Below are 18,334 nucleotides of genomic sequence, written 5' to 3'. Positions count from 1 at the left end.
CTGCCGTATTTTTCGGTCCGCGATTGGCCGATGTGCTGGTTCCAAACCAGCGCGCATCGTCCGAACCCCCGCCCGTTGCAAGCATGCGCAGCCGATTGCCATTGTGCTTGGCATCGTCTCCGATCTCCCGCGTGGATTCACATCACGCCGAAGGGACCGCCGCCCCACCTCGCTGACCTGTTCAGCTTGAGGTCGGCCAACTCCCCCGCCTGTCCGTTCTGCAGCCCGTCTGTCGAACCGGCCTTATCCGATTGGCGCCGACGCCCGTGATTAACCGGTCGCCGTATCCCATTTCCGTCGCCTGCATCCGTTGATGTAGCGGCGCGGCAGCCTTACTACCTATTCGACATGACGCAGCCTCAAGACGGCAGCGGCGCCATTGCGCACGCTGAAACCATCAATACCAATACCGAAAACCTTATCGCCGAAGCCGCGACCCGTGCCAGCGCCTTTGCTGCGCTGGGCCTGGACGACCGCATCGTCCGCGCGCTGGGCGAAGTGAACTACACCACACCCACGCCGGTGCAGGCGCAAGCCATTCCGGCCTGCCTGTCGGGCCGCGACCTGCTGGTCACGAGCCAGACCGGCTCGGGCAAGACCGCCGCGTTCATCCTGCCGGCCATCCAGCGCATCAGCGAGCAGCCTGAGCCGCAGCGTCCGCGCATGGACGGCCCGCCGCAACGCATGAAGGGCCGTCGCCCTCGCCCGGCGCCGGCCAAGCCGTCGCTGCTGGTGCTGACGCCCACGCGTGAACTGGCCCTGCAAGTGACCACCGCCACCGCACAATACGGCCGCCATCTGCGCCGTATCGTCTGCGCGAGCATCCTGGGCGGCATGCCCTACCCGAAGCAGCTCGACATGCTGGCACGCATGCCGGACATCATCATCGCCACGCCGGGCCGCCTGCTCGACCACATCGACTCGGGCCGCATCGACCTGTCGGCACTCGACATGCTCGTCTTTGACGAAGCGGACCGCATGCTGGACATGGGCTTCTCGGATGACATCGAAGCCATCGTCGGCGCAACGCCGGCCACGCGCCAGATGCTGATGTTCTCGGCCACCATGGACCGCCGCATCGAGCAACTGGCCGAGCGCATGATGCGCGAGCCGCAGCGCATCGAAATCGCCGCTGCCAAGGTCGACCAGAGCAACATCGAAGAGCGCCTGCACTTCACCGACGACATGTCGCACAAGCAGCAGCTGCTGGATCACCTGCTGCGCGATGCATCGCTCAAGCAAGCCATCGTCTTCACGGCGACCAAGCGTGATGCCGATTCGCTGGCCGAACGCCTGACCGAGCACGGCTTCTCCGCCGGCGCCTTGCATGGCGACATGCACCAGGGCGCGCGCAACCGCACGCTGACGGCACTGCGCCGCGGCCAGTTGCGCGTGCTGGTGGCCACCGACGTGGCAGCGCGCGGGATCGACGTGCCGGACATCACGCACGTGGTCAACTTCGACCTGCCCAAGCAAGCGGAAGACTACGTGCACCGCATCGGCCGTACGGGCCGTGCCGGCCGCAGCGGTATCGCCATCAACCTGGTGAACCACAACGACACGTTCCAATGGCGTCGCATCGAGCGCTTCGTTGATCGCCGCATCGACGCCTCCGTGGTGGAAGGCCTGGAGCCGAAGCGTTCGCCCAAACCGCGTACCGGCGGCCCGCGTGCCGGCGGCGACCGTGGCGGCTACCGTGGAAACGGTGGCAATGGTGGCGGTTATCGTGGCCAGCGCGAAGGCTACGGTGCACGCCAAGGTGGCAATGGCGGCAACAGCGAAGGCCGCTTCCAGCGCAGCTTCGGCGGCGACCGCGAAGGCTTTGCTCCGCGCCGCGACGATCACAACGGTAACGGCGGCGGCTACCAAGGTGGCCAACGCGAATGGAACCGCGACGACCGCGCTCCGCGTCAGTCGTACGGCCAAGGCCAGCAAAACCGTGGTGACTGGCAACAGCGCCCCGCGCGTACCCAAGGCACGCAAGACGGCAACCGTGGCTACGGCAACAGCAATGGCGGCAACGGTGGCGGTTATGGCAATCGTGACGGCAACCGTGAGAGCTACGGCAACCGTGAAGGCGCCCCGCGTCGCTTTGGCGACAACAATGGCGGCAGCCGCTTCGGCGACGCTGGCAACGGCGCGCAGCGTCGCAGCTATGGCAATCGCGACGGCAACCGCGACAGCTACGGCAGCAAGGGCCGCTCGCGCGACTTCGATCGTTGATCGATGAAGGGCCATCTCCTCCGGATGGTCTGAGCAGCAGCCAACAAAAAACCCCACGTCTAACAGCGTGGGGTTTTTTTTGCTTCTTGGGCAGCGCCGGTCCGTTGCAGTTCGACTTGCCGGCCCTGCCCAAAACGCTTCCGTCAAAGCGCACAGGTTCGGAAGCCGACAAAGATGTCGTCGCGCTCCGGCAGCAGGAAGCCCCGAAAACGCGGATGGCGCGCGCGCTGTGGCGTATGTGCGGCCGCACCCCGCACTGCCTGCATCGTTTGGAAGTGCGGCGCCGACAGGCTCGCCACACGGCCGCGCGGCATGCCCGGCACAAAATCCGGGTACGGCTCGAACGGCGACGACGTCCACTCCCACACCTGCCCCCAATGGAAGCCGGCGCGACCCTGCACCGCGGCCATTTCCCATTCGTCTTCCGTCGGTAGGCGGCGGCCAGCCCAGCGGCACCACGCCTGGGCTTCGTACAGGCTCACATGGCGCACGGCTTCATCTCTGTTGATCGTGCGCGCCTGACCATAGCGCAGCGCCTGCCAGGTACGGGTGGCAGGATCGCGCTGCCAGCCCAAGGGCGCAGAACGCTCCTGCATCATCAGCCACTCCATGCCGGCCGGCGACCACCACTGTGGATGGTCGTAACCACGGTCCTCGATGAACTCGAGGTATTGGCCATTCGTGACGGGCTGGGCATCGATTTCGAACGCGGGCACATAGGTGGGGTACGGCGGACATTCGTTGTCGAAGAAGAAGCCATCGGCGTCGGGCCAGCCCATCTGGAAGCGACCACCCGGCAACGACAAGGTCTGCGTCGCCGGCACGGCCACAGCGGCCAGCGGCGGCTGTCCAGCGGGTTGCAGGCGCAATATCTGCAGCAGGCCGTGCAGATGTTCGGCGCGCAGGTCTTCGTGGAATACCGCCCAGCGGAACGGTTCAAGTGCCGCATCGTCGTCGGTGCCGAGCGTGGCGAGCTTGCGCAGCACGCGGTCGAGCACGTCATGAGCGTACTGCTTGATCGTTGCAATGCCGGGCAGCGTCAGCTCCCAGCACGCCTCCGGCGGCATGCGATCCATGTCGAAAAACGTATCGGCACCGTCAAGGGCGGCAGGTTGCGTCGCCTGCCAACGGGCCAATTCCCATTCGGTACCCGCGCCGTCTTCGATGGTGTCGCTGCCATTGCGACGCGGTTCGCGCAGGCACCAGAACTCGGCGAACCAGGCCAGTTGCCCCAGGGTCCAGAGCGGCGGGGCGTGATGCTCGACGCGTTCAATCTGCCAGCCGCGCTGCGTATCGCCGAACGCCGACAACAAAGCCAGCGTGCGATTGCGCGCGTCGACCAGGCTGTGCGCAATGCCCTGACGCGGCAGGCGACGGCCGTCGGTCCAGTCGGGAAGCGATCCGATGAACGTCGGATCAGGGAGCATGAAGAATTCAGCCATCGCGGCACACCTCGGGCGGGAATCGGTCCATTATCGCACCGGCCTGCCTGGCGTTCTGCCGCCCCGCCTACCGGGCCACGCTCGCGTGGCAGACGGCAAAGTCGCCGCTGGCGTCGGTCCAGGCATGCAGGTCTTCGAAGCCGGCATCGGCAAACATCGTTTGCAGGCTGGGCAGGTCGTACTTGACCGAGTTCTCGGTGTGCATGCGTTCACCCGCCGCGAAGGCCCGCGCGTGCTTGCCCCACCGCACCGTGACATCGCGACGCGCTTCGAGATGCATCTCAACGCGGTGCGCCTCTGCGCGGTACAGCGCAACATGGCGCCAATCCCGCACGTCGAAATTCGTACCCAGAAGGCGATTCAGATTGCGCAGCACGTTCAGGTTGAAAGCTGCCGTCACACCGAGCGGATCATCGTAAGCGGCTTCCAGCCGTTGGGCGTCTTTGATGAGGTCGATGCCGATCAGAACACTGTCGCCGGGGGCCGAAGCTTCGTGCAAGCGCGACAGAAATGCGCCCGCTTCTTCCGGCGTGAAGTTGCCCAGGCTCGAACCGGGGTAAAACCACACGCGGCGTCCGTCGCCGACGGCATCGGGCAGCACCAGCGGCGCACACAGATCGGCGCCAATGCCGACCATCGGCAATTGCGGATGCTGACGTGCAAGCCCGCGCAGCGTGTCGCGCAGAAACTCCGCCGAGATATCGATCGCCACATACCGCGACGGCGCCAGCGTGCGGAACAGACGTGCGGCCTTCTCGCAGTTGCCGGCGCCCAGGTCGATTAACGTGGCGCCACGTCCCACGCGCAGTGCGATCTCAGCCGCATGCAAGGTGAAAATGGCGGCTTCGGTGCGCGTCGGGTAGTACTCGGGTAGATCGGTAATCGCCTCGAACAGACGCGAACCGAGGGCATCGTAGAAAAACTTCGGGCTGATGCTGGCCGCGGGTGCCAGCAGGCCGGCTTCTGCCTCGGCGCGCAGCGCAGCGTCGTCTTCCGTAAAGAGTTGGTAGAAGGTCAAGCCTGCGCCAACGGCGTCGACCGTGGGCTGCGGCTGGATCAGTCGAGCCAGCGCGCGGCGGGCATAGGCATCGGCGGACGGCTTGGTGGCCTGCATGGTGTCTCCCGTTGTGGGTGGAACGGCGTGGTGCTGCATGGTCATGAAGGCCATCGACAGCGAGAAATGTGCCATCGCGCCGAAGCCATCACCGCAGGTCAATTGCGCGCGGATGAAATTGCAGCGTAGACGCCGCTTTGTGACAGCGCCACCGTTCTTTCGCCGGAGGCTGTCACAACGCGCCATCGCGCCCATCGTAAAAATCACCCGCAGCGCTGAAAAAACCGCGCACGGCGCACCACCATGCCGATGTTGCGTTTTTGCACCGCACAATCGGTCCGCTGCGATACAATGCGACCTTCCTCAAAGGGGAGTAGCTCGGGGGTTCTTCAGCCCCAGGCACGATCGTCATGACGAAGCGCACGCTTCCGGTCGTGCCGGCATCGGCAGGTTCCCAACCTGCCCGTGTCGAGCAAGACCTTTGCAACCGGATTTCATGGTCTGCAAAGCGTCTCGCCCCAGCACTCCATGCAGTTCGGTCAACCGATTTTTATTGTTGTTTGACCTGGAGCCACCATGGAATGGTTGTCTGACATTTTCACCATGCAGTTTGCTGCCGCGCTGGCATCGATCATCGTGATCGACCTTGTGCTTGCGGGCGATAACGCCATCCTCATCGCGCTGGCTGCGCGCAACCTGCCCCCCGAGTTGCAGAAGAAAGCCATCATGTGGGGCGCCGCGGGCGCCATCGTGGTACGCGCCTTGATGACGCTGGCGGTGGTGTGGCTGCTGAAGATTCCAGGCCTGATGCTCGTCGGTGGCTTGGCGCTGGTGTGGATCGCATGGAAGCTTCTGGCTGACGACGGCCAGGGCGGCGATGAACACGGCGCAGGCAGCACCACGCTGATGGGCGCGATGAAGACCATCATCATTGCAGATGCGGTCATGGGCATCGACAACGTGCTCGCCATTGCCGGGGCATCCCACGGCAGCTTCCTTCTGGTGGTATTGGGCCTGCTGATCAGCGTGCCGGTCGTGGTGTGGGGCAGCGGCGTGGTACTGCGGCTGATCGAGCGCTTCCCGATCATCATCTATGGCGGCGCTGCGGTGCTGGCTTATACGGCGGCGCACATGATCGTGGCCGAACCGGTGCTCAAGGCGTTCTTTGCTTCGCAGCCGCCACTTAAGTGGGCCGTGTATGTGGTGGTGTTCCTGATCGTGCTGGGCGGCGGTTGGCTGGTGCAACGTCGCCGCCAACAACCTGCCTAAGGCAGGATCGGCTGACCGGCAAGCACGCGCGCCAGCTTTGCGCGATCGATGTTGCCGCCGGTCAGCGGCAGACCGATGCGCTGGCCGGCGATCTGTTCGCGCTGCTGCCATGCACCCGCCAGGGCCGCGGCGGCAGCGCCCTCGGCCACGTTGTGGGTGGTGGAGAAATACAGGCGAATGGCCTCCGCTACTTCGTCATCCGTCACCGCAATGACCTCGTCGACGCCAGCGCGGATGACCTCAAGCGCCTTCGCATCAGGCGTGCGGCACGCCAGCCCGTCGGCCAGCAGCGTCGAGACCGGCGCCGACACCACGGTACCGCTTTTGAGCGACTGCTCATAGCATCGGGCATGCGCCGACACGACGCCCACAATGCGCGTCGACAGCGCCAGCGCATCGCGCGCCCGTACCGCCGCGCAAATACCCGAACCCATGCCGATCGGCACGTAGACCACATCCAACGGCGTGGCTTCAAAGAACTCCAGCCAGTAGCTCGCCACCCCGACAACCAGATCGTCGTGGTACGAGGGCACAAAGTGCAAGCCGCGTTCAGCGGCCAACTGATCGGCCACCTCGCGGCTCGCCTGAAAGTCCTCGCCCGCTTCAAGCAGCTCGGCCCCGAGTGCGCGCATGGCGGCGTTCTTCTCCACGCTATTGCCGTGCGGCACGACGATGGTGACGGCGAGACCGTTCCGGCGCGCCGCCAACGCAATCGACTGTCCATGGTTGCCACGCGTCGCGCCGATCACACCGCGCACCTGGGGCTCGCGTTGGCGTAGGACATGCAGATAGGTCAGCCCGCCCCGAAGCTTGAACGCGCCCACTTCGGTGTGGTTTTCATGCTTCACCCACACCGCTGCGCCCATGGCTTGCGAGAGCAACGGCCAGCAGTATTGCGGAGTCGGCGAAACCACGGCATGGACCACGCCCGCCGCCGCGCGCAGATGGCGCAATTCGGCGGCCCGGTCCAGCGACGCAGAGGTAGCAGTGAGCGACATGACTTCTCCAGCTGACAGTTGAAGCGATCGCGCCATCTTGCCCGCCCCGCGTGTCTGGCAACATCGACAATTCCGCGTTTTGCCAGTCCAGCCGTGCCGCCCATTCGACCGGGCCAGTTTCCGGACACTGCCGGTACAGTCGACCCCGCGCCTGTCACGTTACAATGCGGCTCACCCGATTTCAGACGCACCGCCTCTTCGCCCGCGCTCGCATGAAGCCCTATCTCGACCTGATGCGCCATGTCTACGAACATGGCACCGACAAAGCCGACCGCACCGGCACTGGCACGCGCTCTGTGTTCGGCCACCAGATGCGTTTCAACCTGCAGGACGGCTTTCCGCTGGTGACCACCAAGAAGGTCCACATCAAGTCCATCGTCTATGAACTTCTGTGGTTCCTCCAGGGCTCGACCAACGTGCGGTGGCTGCAAGACAACGGCGTGACGATCTGGGACGAATGGGCCGACGCGGACGGCGAGCTGGGCCCCGTCTACGGCTCCCAATGGCGCTCGTGGCCGACGCCCAACGGCGAACATATCGACCAGATCGCCGAGCTGATCGCCCAGATCAAGCGCAACCCCGATTCGCGCCGGCTGATCGTGTCTGCCTGGAACGTGGCGGACATCCCGCGCATGAAGCTGCCGCCCTGCCATGCGTTCTTCCAGTTCTATGTGGCCGACGGCAAGCTGTCGTGCCAGCTTTACCAGCGCAGCGCCGATATCTTCCTCGGCGTGCCGTTCAACATTGCCAGCTATGCGCTGCTCGTGCACATGGTTGCGCAGCAGACCGGCCTCGATGTGGGCGATTTCGTCTGGACCGGCGGCGATTGCCACCTGTACAACAACCACTTTGAACAGGTCGAAACGCAACTCGCGCGCGAACCGCTGCCGCTGCCGAAACTGCACATCAAGCGCAAGCCCGAGAGCATCTTCGACTACCAGTACGAAGACTTCGAGATCCTGGGCTACCAGAGCCACCCTGCGATCAAAGCGCCGGTGGCCGTGTAACCGTATGACCATCCTGACGCTCATCGTCGCCCGCGCCCGCAATGGCGTGATCGGCCGCAACAACACGCTGCCATGGCGCCTGCCAGAAGACCTCGCGCACTTCAAGCGCACCACAATGGGCGCGCCCATCGTAATGGGCCGCAAGACGTACGATTCGATCGGCCGCCCGCTGCCTGGTCGCCGCAACATTGTCGTCACGCGCAATGCCAAGCTTGAACTGCCGGGCTGCGAAATCGCGTATTCGATGGAAGACGCGCAGCGTCTGTGCGTAGGTGCCGAGCAGATCTTCCTGATCGGTGGTGCGCAACTGTACGCGGACGCCCTGCCGAGCGCAGATCGGCTGATCGTGACCGAAATCGACGCCGATTTCGAAGGCGATGCGCACTTTCCCGCGCCCGACCCCAAGGTGTGGCATGAAGTCTCGCGCGAGACGCACCACGCTGCAGCGCCCAACGATTTCGACTACGCATTCGTTACGTACGAGCGCCCGCCATCGAACGAGCAATAATTCCGGCAGGCGATAAAAAACGCGCTCCGTTTCGAGCGCGTTTTGTTATTTCTGGTGTGACGATTTACTCGCCGGCAATCGTCATTTGTTCGATCAGGATCGACCCGGTTTCCTTCGTACCGCGCACCAGCGCATCCGCGCCGATGGCGACGATCTGGCGGAACATCTCGCCCAGATTGCCCGCGATCGTGATCTCTTCCACCGGATACTGGATCACGCCGTTCTCCACCCAATAGCCCGACGCGCCGCGCGAATAGTCGCCCGTCACATAGTTCACGCCCTGACCCATGAGTTCGGTCACCAGCAGGCCCGTGCCCATGCGGCGCAGCATGCCGGCAAAGTCATCCTGGAGCGTCGTCTTGTCGGAGAACAGCGTCAGATTGTGCGAGCCGCCCGCGTTACCGGTGGTCTGCATACCGAGCTTGCGCGCGGAATACGTCGACAGGAAGTAGCCCTCCACGACGCCGTTCTTCACCACATCGCGACGCTGCGTCCGTACGCCCTCCTCGTCGAACGGCGCGCTGCCCATGCCATTGAGGACGTGCGGATCTTCCGTGATCTGCACGTGCGGCGCGAAGACTTCCTTGCCCAGCGTATCGAGCAGGAACGTCGACTTGCGGTACAACGCGCCACCCGACACCGCCTGCACGAACGCGCCGAGCAAGCCCGCCGCCAGCGGTGCCTCGAACAACACCGGGCACTTGCGCGTGGTCAGTCGGCGCGCGCCCAGACGTGCCAGCGCGCGTTCCGCCGCGTACTTGCCGATCGCCTCCGGTGCGGCAAGATCGTCCGGCGAGCGCTTCGACGAGTACCAATCGTCGCGCTGCATATGCGCGCCCGACCCGGCGATCGGCGCGGCCGAAATGAAGTGGCGCGAATATGGGTAGCCGCCCATGAAACCGCGCGACGTGGCCAACACGAAGTGCGAATGCTGCGCCGAGATGCTCGAGCCATCGCTGTTGCGGATTTTCGGGCTCACCGCAAAGGCAGCGGCTTCCGCAGCGCGTGCGATCTCCACGGCGGCTTCGGCGTCGATCATCCACGGGTGATAAAGCTGCAGGTCTTGCGGGTGCTTCTCCAGCAGCTCTTCTTCGGCCAGGCCGGCGCAGTCATCGTCGGCGGTGAACCGCGCGATGTTGTAGGCCGCCTCGACGGTGGATCGCAATGCCGCCGGCGAGAAGTCCGACGTACTGGCGTTGCCGCGCTTCTTGCCCAGCATGACCGTCACGCCGACAACCTTGTCGCGGTTCTGCTCAATGGTCTCGACTTCGCCCTTGCGCACCGTGACCGACAGGCCCTGACCTTCGGAGATTTCCGTCGCAGCATCGGAGGCGCCAAGTTCGCGTGCAATGCGCAGCACATCGGTGGCCATCTCCTCGAGCTGTTCGCGGCGGTAGGCAAACACGGGGGCGGTCTTGGAATCGAGCGTTTGAGACATAGGCAATGGAGGGGGAGAAACGGGTGCCGCGATTTTGCCAAAAGCGGGCAATAACCGGCGAAAGTGCCCATCATAGCAAGATACAATGCGCGCCATGAGCCGAGCATCCCGACACAACCCCACGTATCTCCAACCCGTCGTGCGCACCGACATCGGTGACGAGGACGATCCGGATACGCCCAAGAGCAAATCGCAGCGCAAGCGCGAGGTCAACGCCTTGCAAGACCTGGGCACCGCCCTGGAGGCGCTGCCCAAGGACAAACTCGCCAAGGTGCCGCTGCCCGAAAAGCTGGTCGACGCCCTGCGCGAAGCCAAACGCACCACCGCGCATGAAGGCAAGCGCCGCCAGATGCAGTACATCGGCAAGCTGATGCGCGCGCTGACCGAGGAGGAAGTGGAAGCCATTCGCCGCGTCCTGGCCACCTTCGTTGGCGCCTCGAAAGCCGAAACCGCGCGCCTGCATGCCATCGAGCGTTGGCGCGACCGCCTGATCGCCAGCGACGACGCCATCACCGAGTTCATTGCAGCGCACCCGGACGCCGACGTGCAGGCGCTGCGTACGCTGGTGCGCAATGCGCGCAAGGAAGCGCAGTTGGCCAAGCCGCCCAAGTCGTCGCGCGAACTGTTCCAGATGGTCAAGCAAGCCCTGTCTGCCAACGACCGCGACGAAGACGACGCCGATCAACCCGTAGCCGAAGACGACGAAGCATGACCGCCCCTGCCCCCTCCGCGCCGATCACCCGCCGCCATACCGACGAGCTGATCGTCGGCTTTGTGTCGATTTCGGACCGCGCTTCGGCCGGCACGTATCAGGATGAAGGCATCCCCGCACTGCGAGACTGGTTTGGCGCCGCGCTGTCTTCACCGTGGCAAGGGGTGGAGCGCCTGATTCCGGACGACCAGGCGACAATCGCCGAAACGCTGATCGACCTGGTCGACCATGCCGGCTGCGATCTGGTGCTCACCACGGGCGGCACCGGCCCGACGCGCCGCGATGTGACGCCCGAGGCCACGCTGGCCGTCGCCACCAAGGAAATGCCGGGATTTGGCGAGCAGATGCGCCAGATCAGCCTGCATTTCGTTCCGACGGCGATCTTGTCGCGCCAGGTGGCGGTGATCCGCGAAACGCCGTCACGGGCCGCGCTGATCATCAACCTGCCCGGCCAGCCTCGCGCCATCAAGGAAACACTGGAAGGCCTGAAGGATGTGGAGGGCCGCGCAACGGTGCCGGGCATCTTTGCGGCGGTACCGTACTGCATCGACCTGATCGGCGGCCCGTATATCGAGACGCAGGACAGCGTGGTGAAGGCCTGGCGGCCGAAGCACGCTGTGCGCGCAAAGCCGCTGCAGGTTTAATGGTTACGGGGCGACCGAAGACGCCAGCGCTTCAGCGTCGGGCGTTTGCGGCACATCACGGATGAAGTGCTCGCGGTAATAACGCAGTTCTTCGATCGATTCGATGATGTCGGCGAACGCCGTGTGCCGTTGGTGCTTCGTGAAGCCCTTCGCAATGGCCGGCTGCCAGCGCTTGCAGAGCTCCTTGAGCGTGGAGACGTCCAAGTTGCGGTAATGGAAGTACTCCTCCAACTTGGGCATGTAGCGCGCCATGAAGCGGCGATCCTGGCAGATGGAGTTGCCGCACATCGGCGACTTGCTCTTCGGCACCCACTTCCTAAGGAATGCCAGGAGCTCCGCTTCCGCTTCCGCTTCGGTCGTGGTCGATGCCTTGACCTTGTCGATCAGGCCTGAACGGCCGTGCGTGCCCTTGTTCCAAGCGTCCATGCCGTCGAGCAGCTCGTCGGATTGATGGATCACCAGCACGGGGCCTTCAGCCAGGATGTTCAGCTCTGAATCCGTCACCACCACGGCCACTTCGATAATGCGGTCGTTCTCGGGGCTCAGGCCGGTCATCTCCATGTCGAGCCAGATCAGGTTGTTGTCGCTCTTGGCTGCAACGCGGTTCGGGGTCGACGGAGAACCGGCGGACGGGGAAACAGGGGTACTCACTGGGGTGCTCACTCAAGGGCCTTGAGAAAATGACTGAAGGCTATAATTTTCGCATATCTGATAGGTGTTTCCCCACATGCCCGCCCCGACCGTCTTTAGCGTTGTCTTCCTGATCGCCCTTGTCTTGATGTCCGCCACGCGCCTGTGGCTGGCCGCGCGGCAAGTCCGTCACGTCGCGCGTCACCGCGATGCCGTGCCCGCGCAGTTTGCCGCATCGATCACACTGGACATGCACCGCAAGGCTGCCGACTACACCATCGCCCGCACGCGCCTGGCGATGCTGGAAGTACCGGTCCAGGCGGCCCTGCTGATCGCCCTGACGCTGCTCGGCGGCCTGAACTGGATCAACCAGGCGTGGCTGGGCGTTTTTGGCCCCGGTTACGCATATGGGGTGGCTCTGATCGCGTCGGTCATCGCGATCAGCAGTGTGATCGAATTGCCGTTTTCGCTGTATGGGCAGTTCGTGGTCGAGGAGCGTTTCGGCTTCAACCGCATGACGTTCAAGCTTTGGCTGGCCGACAACCTCAAGGGCCTGGCCATTGGTACCGTGCTGGGTCTGCCGCTGCTGCTGGCAGTGCTCTGGCTGATGGACAAGATGGGCGCGTACTGGTGGCTGTACACCTGGATCGTGTGGATGGCTTTCATGCTGTTTGTCCAGGCGATCTACCCGAACGTCATCGCACCGCTCTACAACAAGTTCACTCCGCTGCAGGACGAGGAAATGCGCTCGCGCATTGAAAGCCTGCTCCAGCGTTGCGGCTTCGCCAGCAAGGGCCTGTTCGTGATGGACGGCAGCCGCCGCAGCGCCCACGGCAACGCCTACTTCAGCGGCTTTGGCGCAACCAAGCGCATCGTCTTCTTCGACACGCTGCTCGCGCGCCTGAACCCCTCCGAAATGGAAGCCGTGCTGGCGCATGAGCTGGGCCATTTCAAGCGCCACCACATCACCAAGCGGATCGCCGTCACGTTCGTGCTGAGCCTTGGCGCTCTGGCTCTGCTCGGCTGGTTGATGACGCGCACGTGGTTTTACCTGGGCCTTGGCGTCGCTCCGAACCTGTTCTCCGACAACCATGCGCTGGCACTGATGCTGTTTTTCCTGGTGCTGCCGGTGTTCACGTTCTTCGTCTCGCCGCTGGCGAGCCTGTCGTCGCGCAAGGACGAGTACGAAGCAGACGCCTTCGCCGCCGAGCACGCCGACGCCAATCAACTTGTCTCGGCGCTGGTCAAGCTGTTCCAGGACAATGCGTCGACGCTTACCCCGGATCCGGTCTATTCGACGTTCTACTATTCGCACCCGACTGCATCGCAGCGCGTGGAGCGCCTTGTGCAGGCCCGCACGGCATGACGCGCGGCAAACCGGGCCGCGCCCATAAGCAGGCCGCCTCCGGCGAGCACGGGCTCGTCATCGCGGCACACGGGCGCCATTACCTCGTAGAGCGCGAAGGCGGCGGTTTCCTGCAATGCTTCCCGCGCGGCAAACGCAGCGAATGCGCTGTCGGCGATCGCGTGGTCTTTGAAACCACCGCCGTCGACCAGGGCGTGGTGGTGCGTGTGGACGAGCGCCGCAACCTGCTCTATCGCTCCGATCAGTTCAAATCGAAGGTGCTGGCCGCAAATCTGGATCAGGTCGTCATCATGCTCGGCACCGAGCCGAGTTTTTCGGAAGACCTGCTCGGCCGCGCGCTCGTCGCCGCAGAATCCCTCGGCATCACCCCGCTGATCCTGCTGAACAAGATCGACCTGACCGCGCGACTGGAGACGGCTCGCTCACGCCTGGCGCTCTATCGGGACCTGGGCTACACCATCGTGGAACTGACCGTGCACGGCGCGCCAGAAGCCGCGCATACCGCGCTCGAACCGCACGTAGCCGGGCGCGCTTCAATCCTGATCGGGCAATCGGGCATGGGCAAGTCCTCGCTGTTGAATCTGCTGATTCCGGGCGTGGATGCGCAAACGCGCGAGATCTCTGAAAAGCTGGATTCCGGCAAGCACACGACCACCTTCACGCGGCTCTATCACCTACCCGCTGAATGGGGCCAGGGCGGCGTGCTGATCGACTCGCCGGGCTTCCAGGAATTCGGCTTGCATCACCTCAGCGAAGGAATGCTGGAACGCGCCTTCCCGGAGTTCCGCCCGCGCCTGACCGAGTGCCGCTTTTATAACTGCCGGCACCTGCAGGAACCCGGCTGTGGCATTCTGGGTGCGATGGCCGAGGGCAAGATCGATCCACGCCGTCACCAGCTTTACGCGCAATTGCTGCACGAATCGGAACAGCAGAAGCCCTGGTAACGGCTTCGTCATACGCTCGTGGAGGGTGGGATGAAGTTGCTGATCAGCAGTCCATCGCTCGGCATGGCGGCACACTGGCAGAACGTCCTGTCTGCCGCCGGCATTCGCACCGAGCTGCGCAACATCTACTTGAGCAGTGTGGCGGGTGACGTTCCGCCGCAGGATTGCGCAGCGCAGGTCTGGCTGGTGAACCCCGCGCAGGAAGCGCAGGCCCGCGTGCTGCTCGATCAGGCGCAGCACCCGCCGACCGGCCCGGCATGGCGTTGCGCCCATTGTGGAGAGAGCCATGAACCGCAGTTCGCCCAGTGCTGGCGCTGCGGCAAAGACCGTGAAAACGCGGCCTGATTGAACGATCCTTCAGCGACTAGGTGTCGTGCCCAATCAGCCGAGCCACACGGCAATCGACAGCATTGCCAGCAGCAGCATCCACAGCACCACAGCACGCCACACCAAACCTACAGCCGACTGCAGCGTCCGTACGTTCGGCTCGTGCCCTACTTCCATCGGATAAGCGCCGTCCTCATCGGCAATGCTGTCGGCCGAATCGCGTTGCGGAATGGGCGTGCCAAGACGGACGCCGAGCGCGCCGCCACCCGCTGCCAGCAGGATGCCGTTCACTTCGTCGTTCCACTTGGCCGCACGGTTGCGCCACGCGTACACGGCATCCTCAAAGTTGCCGACGATGGAGAAGCCAATCGCAGTCAAGCGCGCGGGGATGTAATCGATGACGAAAAACGCTTGGCGTGCGAACAGTCCAAGCGCGGGGCTGCGTTCCGTCGACGTATCGCTCCAGTGTCGGGCGAGGTATTCAGCGCCGCGATACAGCACAACACCCGCCGGCCCAATCGGCACCAAGAACCAGAAAAACACGCCAAACACGTGCCGATGTGCCGCCACAATCGCGCATTCGAGCGTGTGACGGACGATCTCATTGACCGGCATGTCGGTCGTGTCGCGCCCCGACCATTCGTTCAGTAACAGGCGCGCGGTGACAACGTCATCGCTGCGCAAGGCCTCGTGGATATCGGTGAAGTAGTGGCTGAACTGGCGGAAGCCGAGCGTCAAGTACACCATCACTACGTTCCACAGAAACGCCAGCCCAAGGCTGATTGACGACAGCAGGTAGTGCACCAGTGCGACGACCACCACTGCGGGTAGCGTGACCACGCACCAGGCAAGCACGGCATCGCGACGATGACCGGTATCGAACCATTCTTCCGCCCTGGCGGCCAGTGCGCGCACGACGTCGTAGATCGGGTTGTCCCGGCTGAGCGCACGGAACTGTTCGAGAATCAGCGCGCAGAGTACGGAGAAAAAAGTCATTGGAAGGGCGTTGCGAGGGCGTGAATCACGCCGTGAATGCGATGTGCAAGACGATAGCACACAGCGTGCGCGCAACAGCGCACAGGGAGCCCATATTCGCGCCGACGCTACGCTGCCAGCAGGTGATACAGGTTGCGCAGCATGCCCGCGGTCGCGCCCCAGATGAAGTGATGGCCTGCATCAGGCGCCTGGCCCGATCGCCCAGATCGCCGGTAAGGCATTGCATAGAAACGACGGACGCGGTCTTCCCACCGTAGCTCGCGGACTTCGTGGTTGGCCGGGTCCATCAAAAAGGCGAGCGGCACTTCAAATACCTCGGCCACTTCACTTGGATCCGGCTGCAGCGTGAAATCGGACGCGAGCAAGCCAACGATCGGGCTTACATGAAAGCCTGTCCCGGTAATGTAGTCGGGCAAGCGACCAATCACCTCGATGTGATCTGCGCCGATGCCCACTTCTTCCATCGTCTCGCGCAGCGCCGTGTCGACCATGTCGCGATCAAATTCTTCACGTCCGCCGCCGGGAAAGCTGACCTGGCCGGCATGCTGGCTAAGCGACGCATTGCGCTGTGTCAGCAGCACCGTCAGCCCGGCCTCACGCTGCACCAGCGGCACGAGCACCGCCGCCTCGCGTAGCTTGAGCGACGCATCGATCAGGCGGGATTCGTCCGTTTGTTCCGGGTGCCAGTCGGGTTGCTTCTGCAACCGCGCGCGTACGAACTCTGCCGTCAACCGCGAGCCCTCAAGCGCCGGCAACGATGCCTCGGTCGGCACCACCGGCAACTGCTCAGGATCGAAGACGGGACGACGCATTGGATGGGATTGAAGGTGGTGGGCGGAAGACATACATGCGGTCAATCTTCCGCCGCAAAAGAGAAAAAAGGCACCCGAAGGTGCCTTTTCGCAACGCGCGCAGATTACTCCGCTGCGGCTTCCTTGCGCTTGAAGGTCAGCTTCTCCTTGATGCGCGCCGACTTGCCCGAGCGTTCGCGCAGGTAGTACAGCTTCGCACGGCGCACATCACCGCGACGCTTCACTTCGATGCTGGCCAGCAGCGGCGAATACAGCTGGAACGTACGCTCCACGCCTTCGCCCGAAGAGATCTTGCGAACGATGAACGACGAATTCAGGCCACGATTGCGCTTGGCAATCACGACGCCTTCATACGCCTGCACACGCTTGCGGGTGCCTTCAACGACGTTCACGTTGACGATCACAGTGTCGCCAGGGGCGAACGGGGGGATCGTCTTGTTGGCCGTCAGGCGCTTGATTTCTTCCTGCTCGATTTGCTCGATGAGATTCATCTTTTTCTCCTTGACCATCATGCCGGCGTTTTGCCCAGTCGGTAGACCGCGGCCCCGGTAGAGGATGGGAACTTCACTTGGCCGAGCCTTCCGGGACGGAAGCCTCTGACCCCTTTGCCGTTATCGCCGCGGCAGCGAGGAAAACCTCATCGCTGCGGGACAACAAACCCTGCTTGCGCGCCGCCTCGATGAGATCGGGCCGCTTGCGCATTGTGTTCATCAGCGCCTGCTGGCGGCGCCACTTCTCGATCTCGGCGTGATGGCCACCCAGCAGCACATCGGGCACACGCACACCTTCGTACTCTTCCGGCCGCGTGTAGTGCGGGCAGTCGAGCAGACCGTTGACGAAGCTGTCTTGCACTGCCGATTGCGCATCGCCCAGCACGCCAGGCAACTGTCGCACTACCGCGTCGATGATCGCCATCGCCGCAATCTCGCCGCCGGAGAGGACAAAATCGCCAAGGCTGATTTCCTCATCAACGCGACGGTCGACCAAGCGTTGATCGATCGCTTCGTAGCGCCCACACAGCAACGTGAGTGCCGGCAGCTGCGCCAGCTCCATCACCCGCTTGTGCGTGAGCGGCTTGCCTTGCGGCGACAGCAGCACCACATGCGACGCCGCCGGCGCTTGCGCCTGGCGAATCGCGTCCAGTGCAGCTTCCAGCGGCTTGGCCAACATCACCATGCCTGGACCGCCGCCGTAAGGGCGGTCGTCCACGGTACGGTAGTTGTCCGTCGTGAAATCGCGCGGGTTCCAGGTGCGTAACGTGTACACCTGCTGTTTGACTGCGCGGCTGGTGATACCCCAGTCCGTCAGCGCCCGGAACATATCCGGAAACAGCGAGACGACGTCGAACTGCATCGCCGAATTCTCCGGCCGCATGTTCAGTAATCCAGACCCCAGTCGACGACGATGCGCTTGCCTGCCACATCCACCGACTTCACGTAAACCTCGACAAACGGCACCAGCCGCTCGACCTCACCTTCACCGACAATACGCAGGATTTGATGCGCGCCGTTGTCGATCAAGCCACCCACCGTGCCGAGCGTTTCCTGCTGCTCGTTGACGACCGTGGCGCCGATCAGGTCGACCCAGTAGAACTCGTCATCGTCAGGCTCAGGAAAGTCGGCCCGGCTGACCCACACGGCATAGCCGCGCAGCGCCTCGGCGACATTGCGATCGGGTGCTGCAGGCGAACCTGCCACCACCGTGCCGCTATGCTCACGCGACGTACCGACAGGAAACACCCGCCAGTCCGCCGACGTTGCCAGCGCCCCGGCAGCCGGCTTTAGCCACCACGTGCGGGCATTCAGCAGCGCGTCGGCGTCGCCGTGCAACTGGACCTTGATCCAGCCGCGAATACCGTAGGCCCCACCCACATAACCCACCTCGACGAGATCGTCCGGGAGTGTCGGATTGTTGCCCACGCCCGGGCGCATGGCTTGCAGCCGGTCGGCAATCTTCTGCGAGAT

General features: G+C 63.8%; 19 protein-coding genes. 9 read left to right on the top strand and 10 right to left on the bottom strand.

All coding sequences use genetic code 11. The annotated features are described in order from the left end of the window. Positions 1–348: 348 nt before the first annotated feature. On the top strand, positions 349–2,223 hold the full coding sequence (locus tag N5B55_RS04070; protein WP_154207217.1) for a DEAD/DEAH box helicase: 1,875 nt from the start codon (positions 349–351) through the stop codon (positions 2,221–2,223). Between the two features lie 143 nt (positions 2,224–2,366). Here N5B55_RS04070 and N5B55_RS04065 read toward each other — a convergent pair whose 3' ends face one another. Both N5B55_RS04065 and egtD read right to left on the bottom strand, forming a co-directional pair. After that, a complete protein-coding gene (locus tag N5B55_RS04065; protein ID WP_304539217.1) occupies positions 2,367–3,665 on the bottom strand; it encodes an ergothioneine biosynthesis protein EgtB in 1,299 nt (432 codons plus the stop codon). A gap of 67 nt (positions 3,666–3,732) precedes the next feature. Then, the gene (egtD, locus tag N5B55_RS04060) at positions 3,733–4,779 is read right to left on the bottom strand and encodes an L-histidine N(alpha)-methyltransferase (RefSeq protein WP_304539756.1); all 1,047 of its coding nucleotides are present in this window, start codon (positions 4,777–4,779) and stop codon (positions 3,733–3,735) included. Positions 4,780–5,295: 516 nt separating this feature from the next. Here egtD and N5B55_RS04055 point away from each other — a divergent pair. Continuing rightward, positions 5,296–5,988 (top strand): TerC family protein, encoded by a 693-nt coding sequence (locus tag N5B55_RS04055; protein ID WP_154208175.1) that lies wholly within the window; start codon positions 5,296–5,298, stop codon positions 5,986–5,988. Here the strand turns inward: N5B55_RS04055 and N5B55_RS04050 are convergent. Beyond that, positions 5,985–6,986: a threonine dehydratase gene (locus tag N5B55_RS04050; RefSeq protein WP_304539216.1), complete on the bottom strand. Its 1,002-nt coding sequence runs from the start codon at positions 6,984–6,986 to the stop codon at positions 5,985–5,987. The two genes, N5B55_RS04055 and N5B55_RS04050, sit on opposite strands and share 4 nt — an antisense overlap. Positions 6,987–7,198: 212 nt before the next feature. Between N5B55_RS04050 and N5B55_RS04045 the strand changes: the two genes are divergently transcribed. Continuing rightward, complete coding sequence (locus N5B55_RS04045) at positions 7,199–7,993, top strand: thymidylate synthase (protein WP_065857292.1); 795 nt, start codon at positions 7,199–7,201, stop codon at positions 7,991–7,993. 4 nt (positions 7,994–7,997) lie between these two features. Continuing rightward, positions 7,998–8,501, top strand: coding sequence for a dihydrofolate reductase (locus N5B55_RS04040; RefSeq protein WP_004629118.1), 504 nt, complete (start codon positions 7,998–8,000; stop codon positions 8,499–8,501). Positions 8,502–8,565: 64 nt separating this feature from the next. Here the strand turns inward: N5B55_RS04040 and pmbA are convergent, their stop codons facing one another. Beyond that, the gene (gene pmbA / locus N5B55_RS04035) at positions 8,566–9,939 is read right to left on the bottom strand and encodes a metalloprotease PmbA (protein WP_154208179.1); all 1,374 of its coding nucleotides are present in this window, start codon (positions 9,937–9,939) and stop codon (positions 8,566–8,568) included. A gap of 94 nt (positions 9,940–10,033) precedes the next feature. On the opposite strand from pmbA, the gene yjgA reads away from it, so the two are divergent. Next, a complete protein-coding gene (gene yjgA / locus N5B55_RS04030; RefSeq protein WP_301540019.1) occupies positions 10,034–10,651 on the top strand; it encodes a ribosome biogenesis factor YjgA in 618 nt (205 codons plus the stop codon). Next, positions 10,648–11,295, top strand: coding sequence for a molybdopterin adenylyltransferase (gene mog, locus N5B55_RS04025; RefSeq protein ID WP_304539215.1), 648 nt, complete (start codon positions 10,648–10,650; stop codon positions 11,293–11,295). Before yjgA ends, mog begins: the two co-directional genes overlap by 4 nt. A 3-nt stretch (positions 11,296–11,298) precedes the next feature. Here the strand turns inward: mog and orn are convergent, their stop codons facing one another. Then, positions 11,299–11,946, bottom strand: coding sequence for an oligoribonuclease (gene orn, locus N5B55_RS04020; RefSeq protein ID WP_009238621.1), 648 nt, complete (start codon positions 11,944–11,946; stop codon positions 11,299–11,301). Positions 11,947–12,022: 76 nt separating this feature from the next. Here orn and N5B55_RS04015 point away from each other — a divergent pair, with 76 nt between their 5' ends. Genes N5B55_RS04015 through N5B55_RS04005 form a run of 3 tightly spaced genes read left to right on the top strand, consistent with a single transcriptional unit; the run spans position 12,023 to position 14,580 of the window. Beyond that, entirely contained in the window at positions 12,023–13,291 is a 1,269-nt protein-coding gene (locus N5B55_RS04015) for a M48 family metallopeptidase (RefSeq protein WP_304539214.1), read from the top strand. After that, the gene (gene rsgA / locus N5B55_RS04010) at positions 13,288–14,235 is read left to right on the top strand and encodes a ribosome small subunit-dependent GTPase A (protein ID WP_304539213.1); all 948 of its coding nucleotides are present in this window, start codon (positions 13,288–13,290) and stop codon (positions 14,233–14,235) included. Before N5B55_RS04015 ends, rsgA begins: the two co-directional genes overlap by 4 nt. A gap of 30 nt (positions 14,236–14,265) precedes the next feature. After that, positions 14,266–14,580 (top strand): hypothetical protein, encoded by a 315-nt coding sequence (locus tag N5B55_RS04005; RefSeq protein WP_304539212.1) that lies wholly within the window; start codon positions 14,266–14,268, stop codon positions 14,578–14,580. A gap of 36 nt (positions 14,581–14,616) precedes the next feature. Here the strand turns inward: N5B55_RS04005 and N5B55_RS04000 are convergent, their stop codons facing one another. The 5 genes from N5B55_RS04000 to rimM all read right to left on the bottom strand — a co-directional run bounded on the left by N5B55_RS04000 (position 14,617) and on the right by rimM (position 18,301). Next, positions 14,617–15,558, bottom strand: coding sequence for a CobD/CbiB family protein (locus N5B55_RS04000; protein ID WP_304539211.1), 942 nt, complete (start codon positions 15,556–15,558; stop codon positions 14,617–14,619). 107 nt (positions 15,559–15,665) lie between these two features. Then, positions 15,666–16,370, bottom strand: coding sequence for a CoA pyrophosphatase (locus N5B55_RS03995; protein WP_304539210.1), 705 nt, complete (start codon positions 16,368–16,370; stop codon positions 15,666–15,668). 104 nt (positions 16,371–16,474) lie between these two features. Continuing rightward, positions 16,475–16,861, bottom strand: coding sequence for a 50S ribosomal protein L19 (rplS, locus tag N5B55_RS03990; protein WP_012761581.1), 387 nt, complete (start codon positions 16,859–16,861; stop codon positions 16,475–16,477). A 73-nt stretch (positions 16,862–16,934) separates the two neighbouring features. Further along, on the bottom strand, positions 16,935–17,723 hold the full coding sequence (gene trmD, locus N5B55_RS03985; RefSeq protein ID WP_009238627.1) for a tRNA (guanosine(37)-N1)-methyltransferase TrmD: 789 nt from the start codon (positions 17,721–17,723) through the stop codon (positions 16,935–16,937). Between the two features lie 23 nt (positions 17,724–17,746). Beyond that, positions 17,747–18,301 (bottom strand): ribosome maturation factor RimM, encoded by a 555-nt coding sequence (rimM, locus tag N5B55_RS03980; RefSeq protein ID WP_065857945.1) that lies wholly within the window; start codon positions 18,299–18,301, stop codon positions 17,747–17,749. Between the last annotated feature and the right edge of the window lie 33 nt (positions 18,302–18,334).

Source organism: Ralstonia pickettii (genome assembly GCF_030582395.1).
Taxonomy (GTDB): domain Bacteria; phylum Pseudomonadota; class Gammaproteobacteria; order Burkholderiales; family Burkholderiaceae; genus Ralstonia; species Ralstonia pickettii_D.
The sequence above is the reverse complement of the archived record's forward strand: the minus strand, read 5'-3'. Positions and strand labels throughout refer to the sequence as shown.

Bases quoted from the DNA above. Each gene is read 5' to 3' on its own strand.
- N5B55_RS04005 (WP_304539212.1), top strand. From the start codon at position 14,266: ATGAAGTTGCTGATCAGCAGTCCATCGCTCGGCATGGCGGCACACTGG.
- rsgA (WP_304539213.1), top strand. From the start codon at position 13,288: ATGACGCGCGGCAAACCGGGCCGCGCCCATAAGCAGGCCGCCTCCGGC.
- N5B55_RS04055 (WP_154208175.1), top strand. From the start codon at position 5,296: ATGGAATGGTTGTCTGACATTTTCACCATGCAGTTTGCTGCCGCGCTG.
- mog (WP_304539215.1), top strand. From the start codon at position 10,648: ATGACCGCCCCTGCCCCCTCCGCGCCGATCACCCGCCGCCATACCGAC.
- N5B55_RS04065 (WP_304539217.1), bottom strand. From the start codon at position 3,665: ATGGCTGAATTCTTCATGCTCCCTGATCCGACGTTCATCGGATCGCTT.
- N5B55_RS04050 (WP_304539216.1), bottom strand. From the start codon at position 6,986: ATGTCGCTCACTGCTACCTCTGCGTCGCTGGACCGGGCCGCCGAATTG.
- yjgA (WP_301540019.1), top strand. From the start codon at position 10,034: ATGAGCCGAGCATCCCGACACAACCCCACGTATCTCCAACCCGTCGTG.
- N5B55_RS03995 (WP_304539210.1), bottom strand. From the start codon at position 16,370: ATGCGTCGTCCCGTCTTCGATCCTGAGCAGTTGCCGGTGGTGCCGACC.
- N5B55_RS04015 (WP_304539214.1), top strand. From the start codon at position 12,023: ATGCCCGCCCCGACCGTCTTTAGCGTTGTCTTCCTGATCGCCCTTGTC.
- N5B55_RS04040 (WP_004629118.1), top strand. From the start codon at position 7,998: ATGACCATCCTGACGCTCATCGTCGCCCGCGCCCGCAATGGCGTGATC.
- N5B55_RS04000 (WP_304539211.1), bottom strand. From the start codon at position 15,558: ATGACTTTTTTCTCCGTACTCTGCGCGCTGATTCTCGAACAGTTCCGT.
- N5B55_RS04045 (WP_065857292.1), top strand. From the start codon at position 7,199: ATGAAGCCCTATCTCGACCTGATGCGCCATGTCTACGAACATGGCACC.
- egtD (WP_304539756.1), bottom strand. From the start codon at position 4,779: ATGCAGGCCACCAAGCCGTCCGCCGATGCCTATGCCCGCCGCGCGCTG.
- N5B55_RS04070 (WP_154207217.1), top strand. From the start codon at position 349: ATGACGCAGCCTCAAGACGGCAGCGGCGCCATTGCGCACGCTGAAACC.
- rimM (WP_065857945.1), bottom strand. From the start codon at position 18,301: ATGCGCCCGGGCGTGGGCAACAATCCGACACTCCCGGACGATCTCGTC.
- pmbA (WP_154208179.1), bottom strand. From the start codon at position 9,939: ATGTCTCAAACGCTCGATTCCAAGACCGCCCCCGTGTTTGCCTACCGC.
- rplS (WP_012761581.1), bottom strand. From the start codon at position 16,861: ATGAATCTCATCGAGCAAATCGAGCAGGAAGAAATCAAGCGCCTGACG.
- trmD (WP_009238627.1), bottom strand. From the start codon at position 17,723: ATGCAGTTCGACGTCGTCTCGCTGTTTCCGGATATGTTCCGGGCGCTG.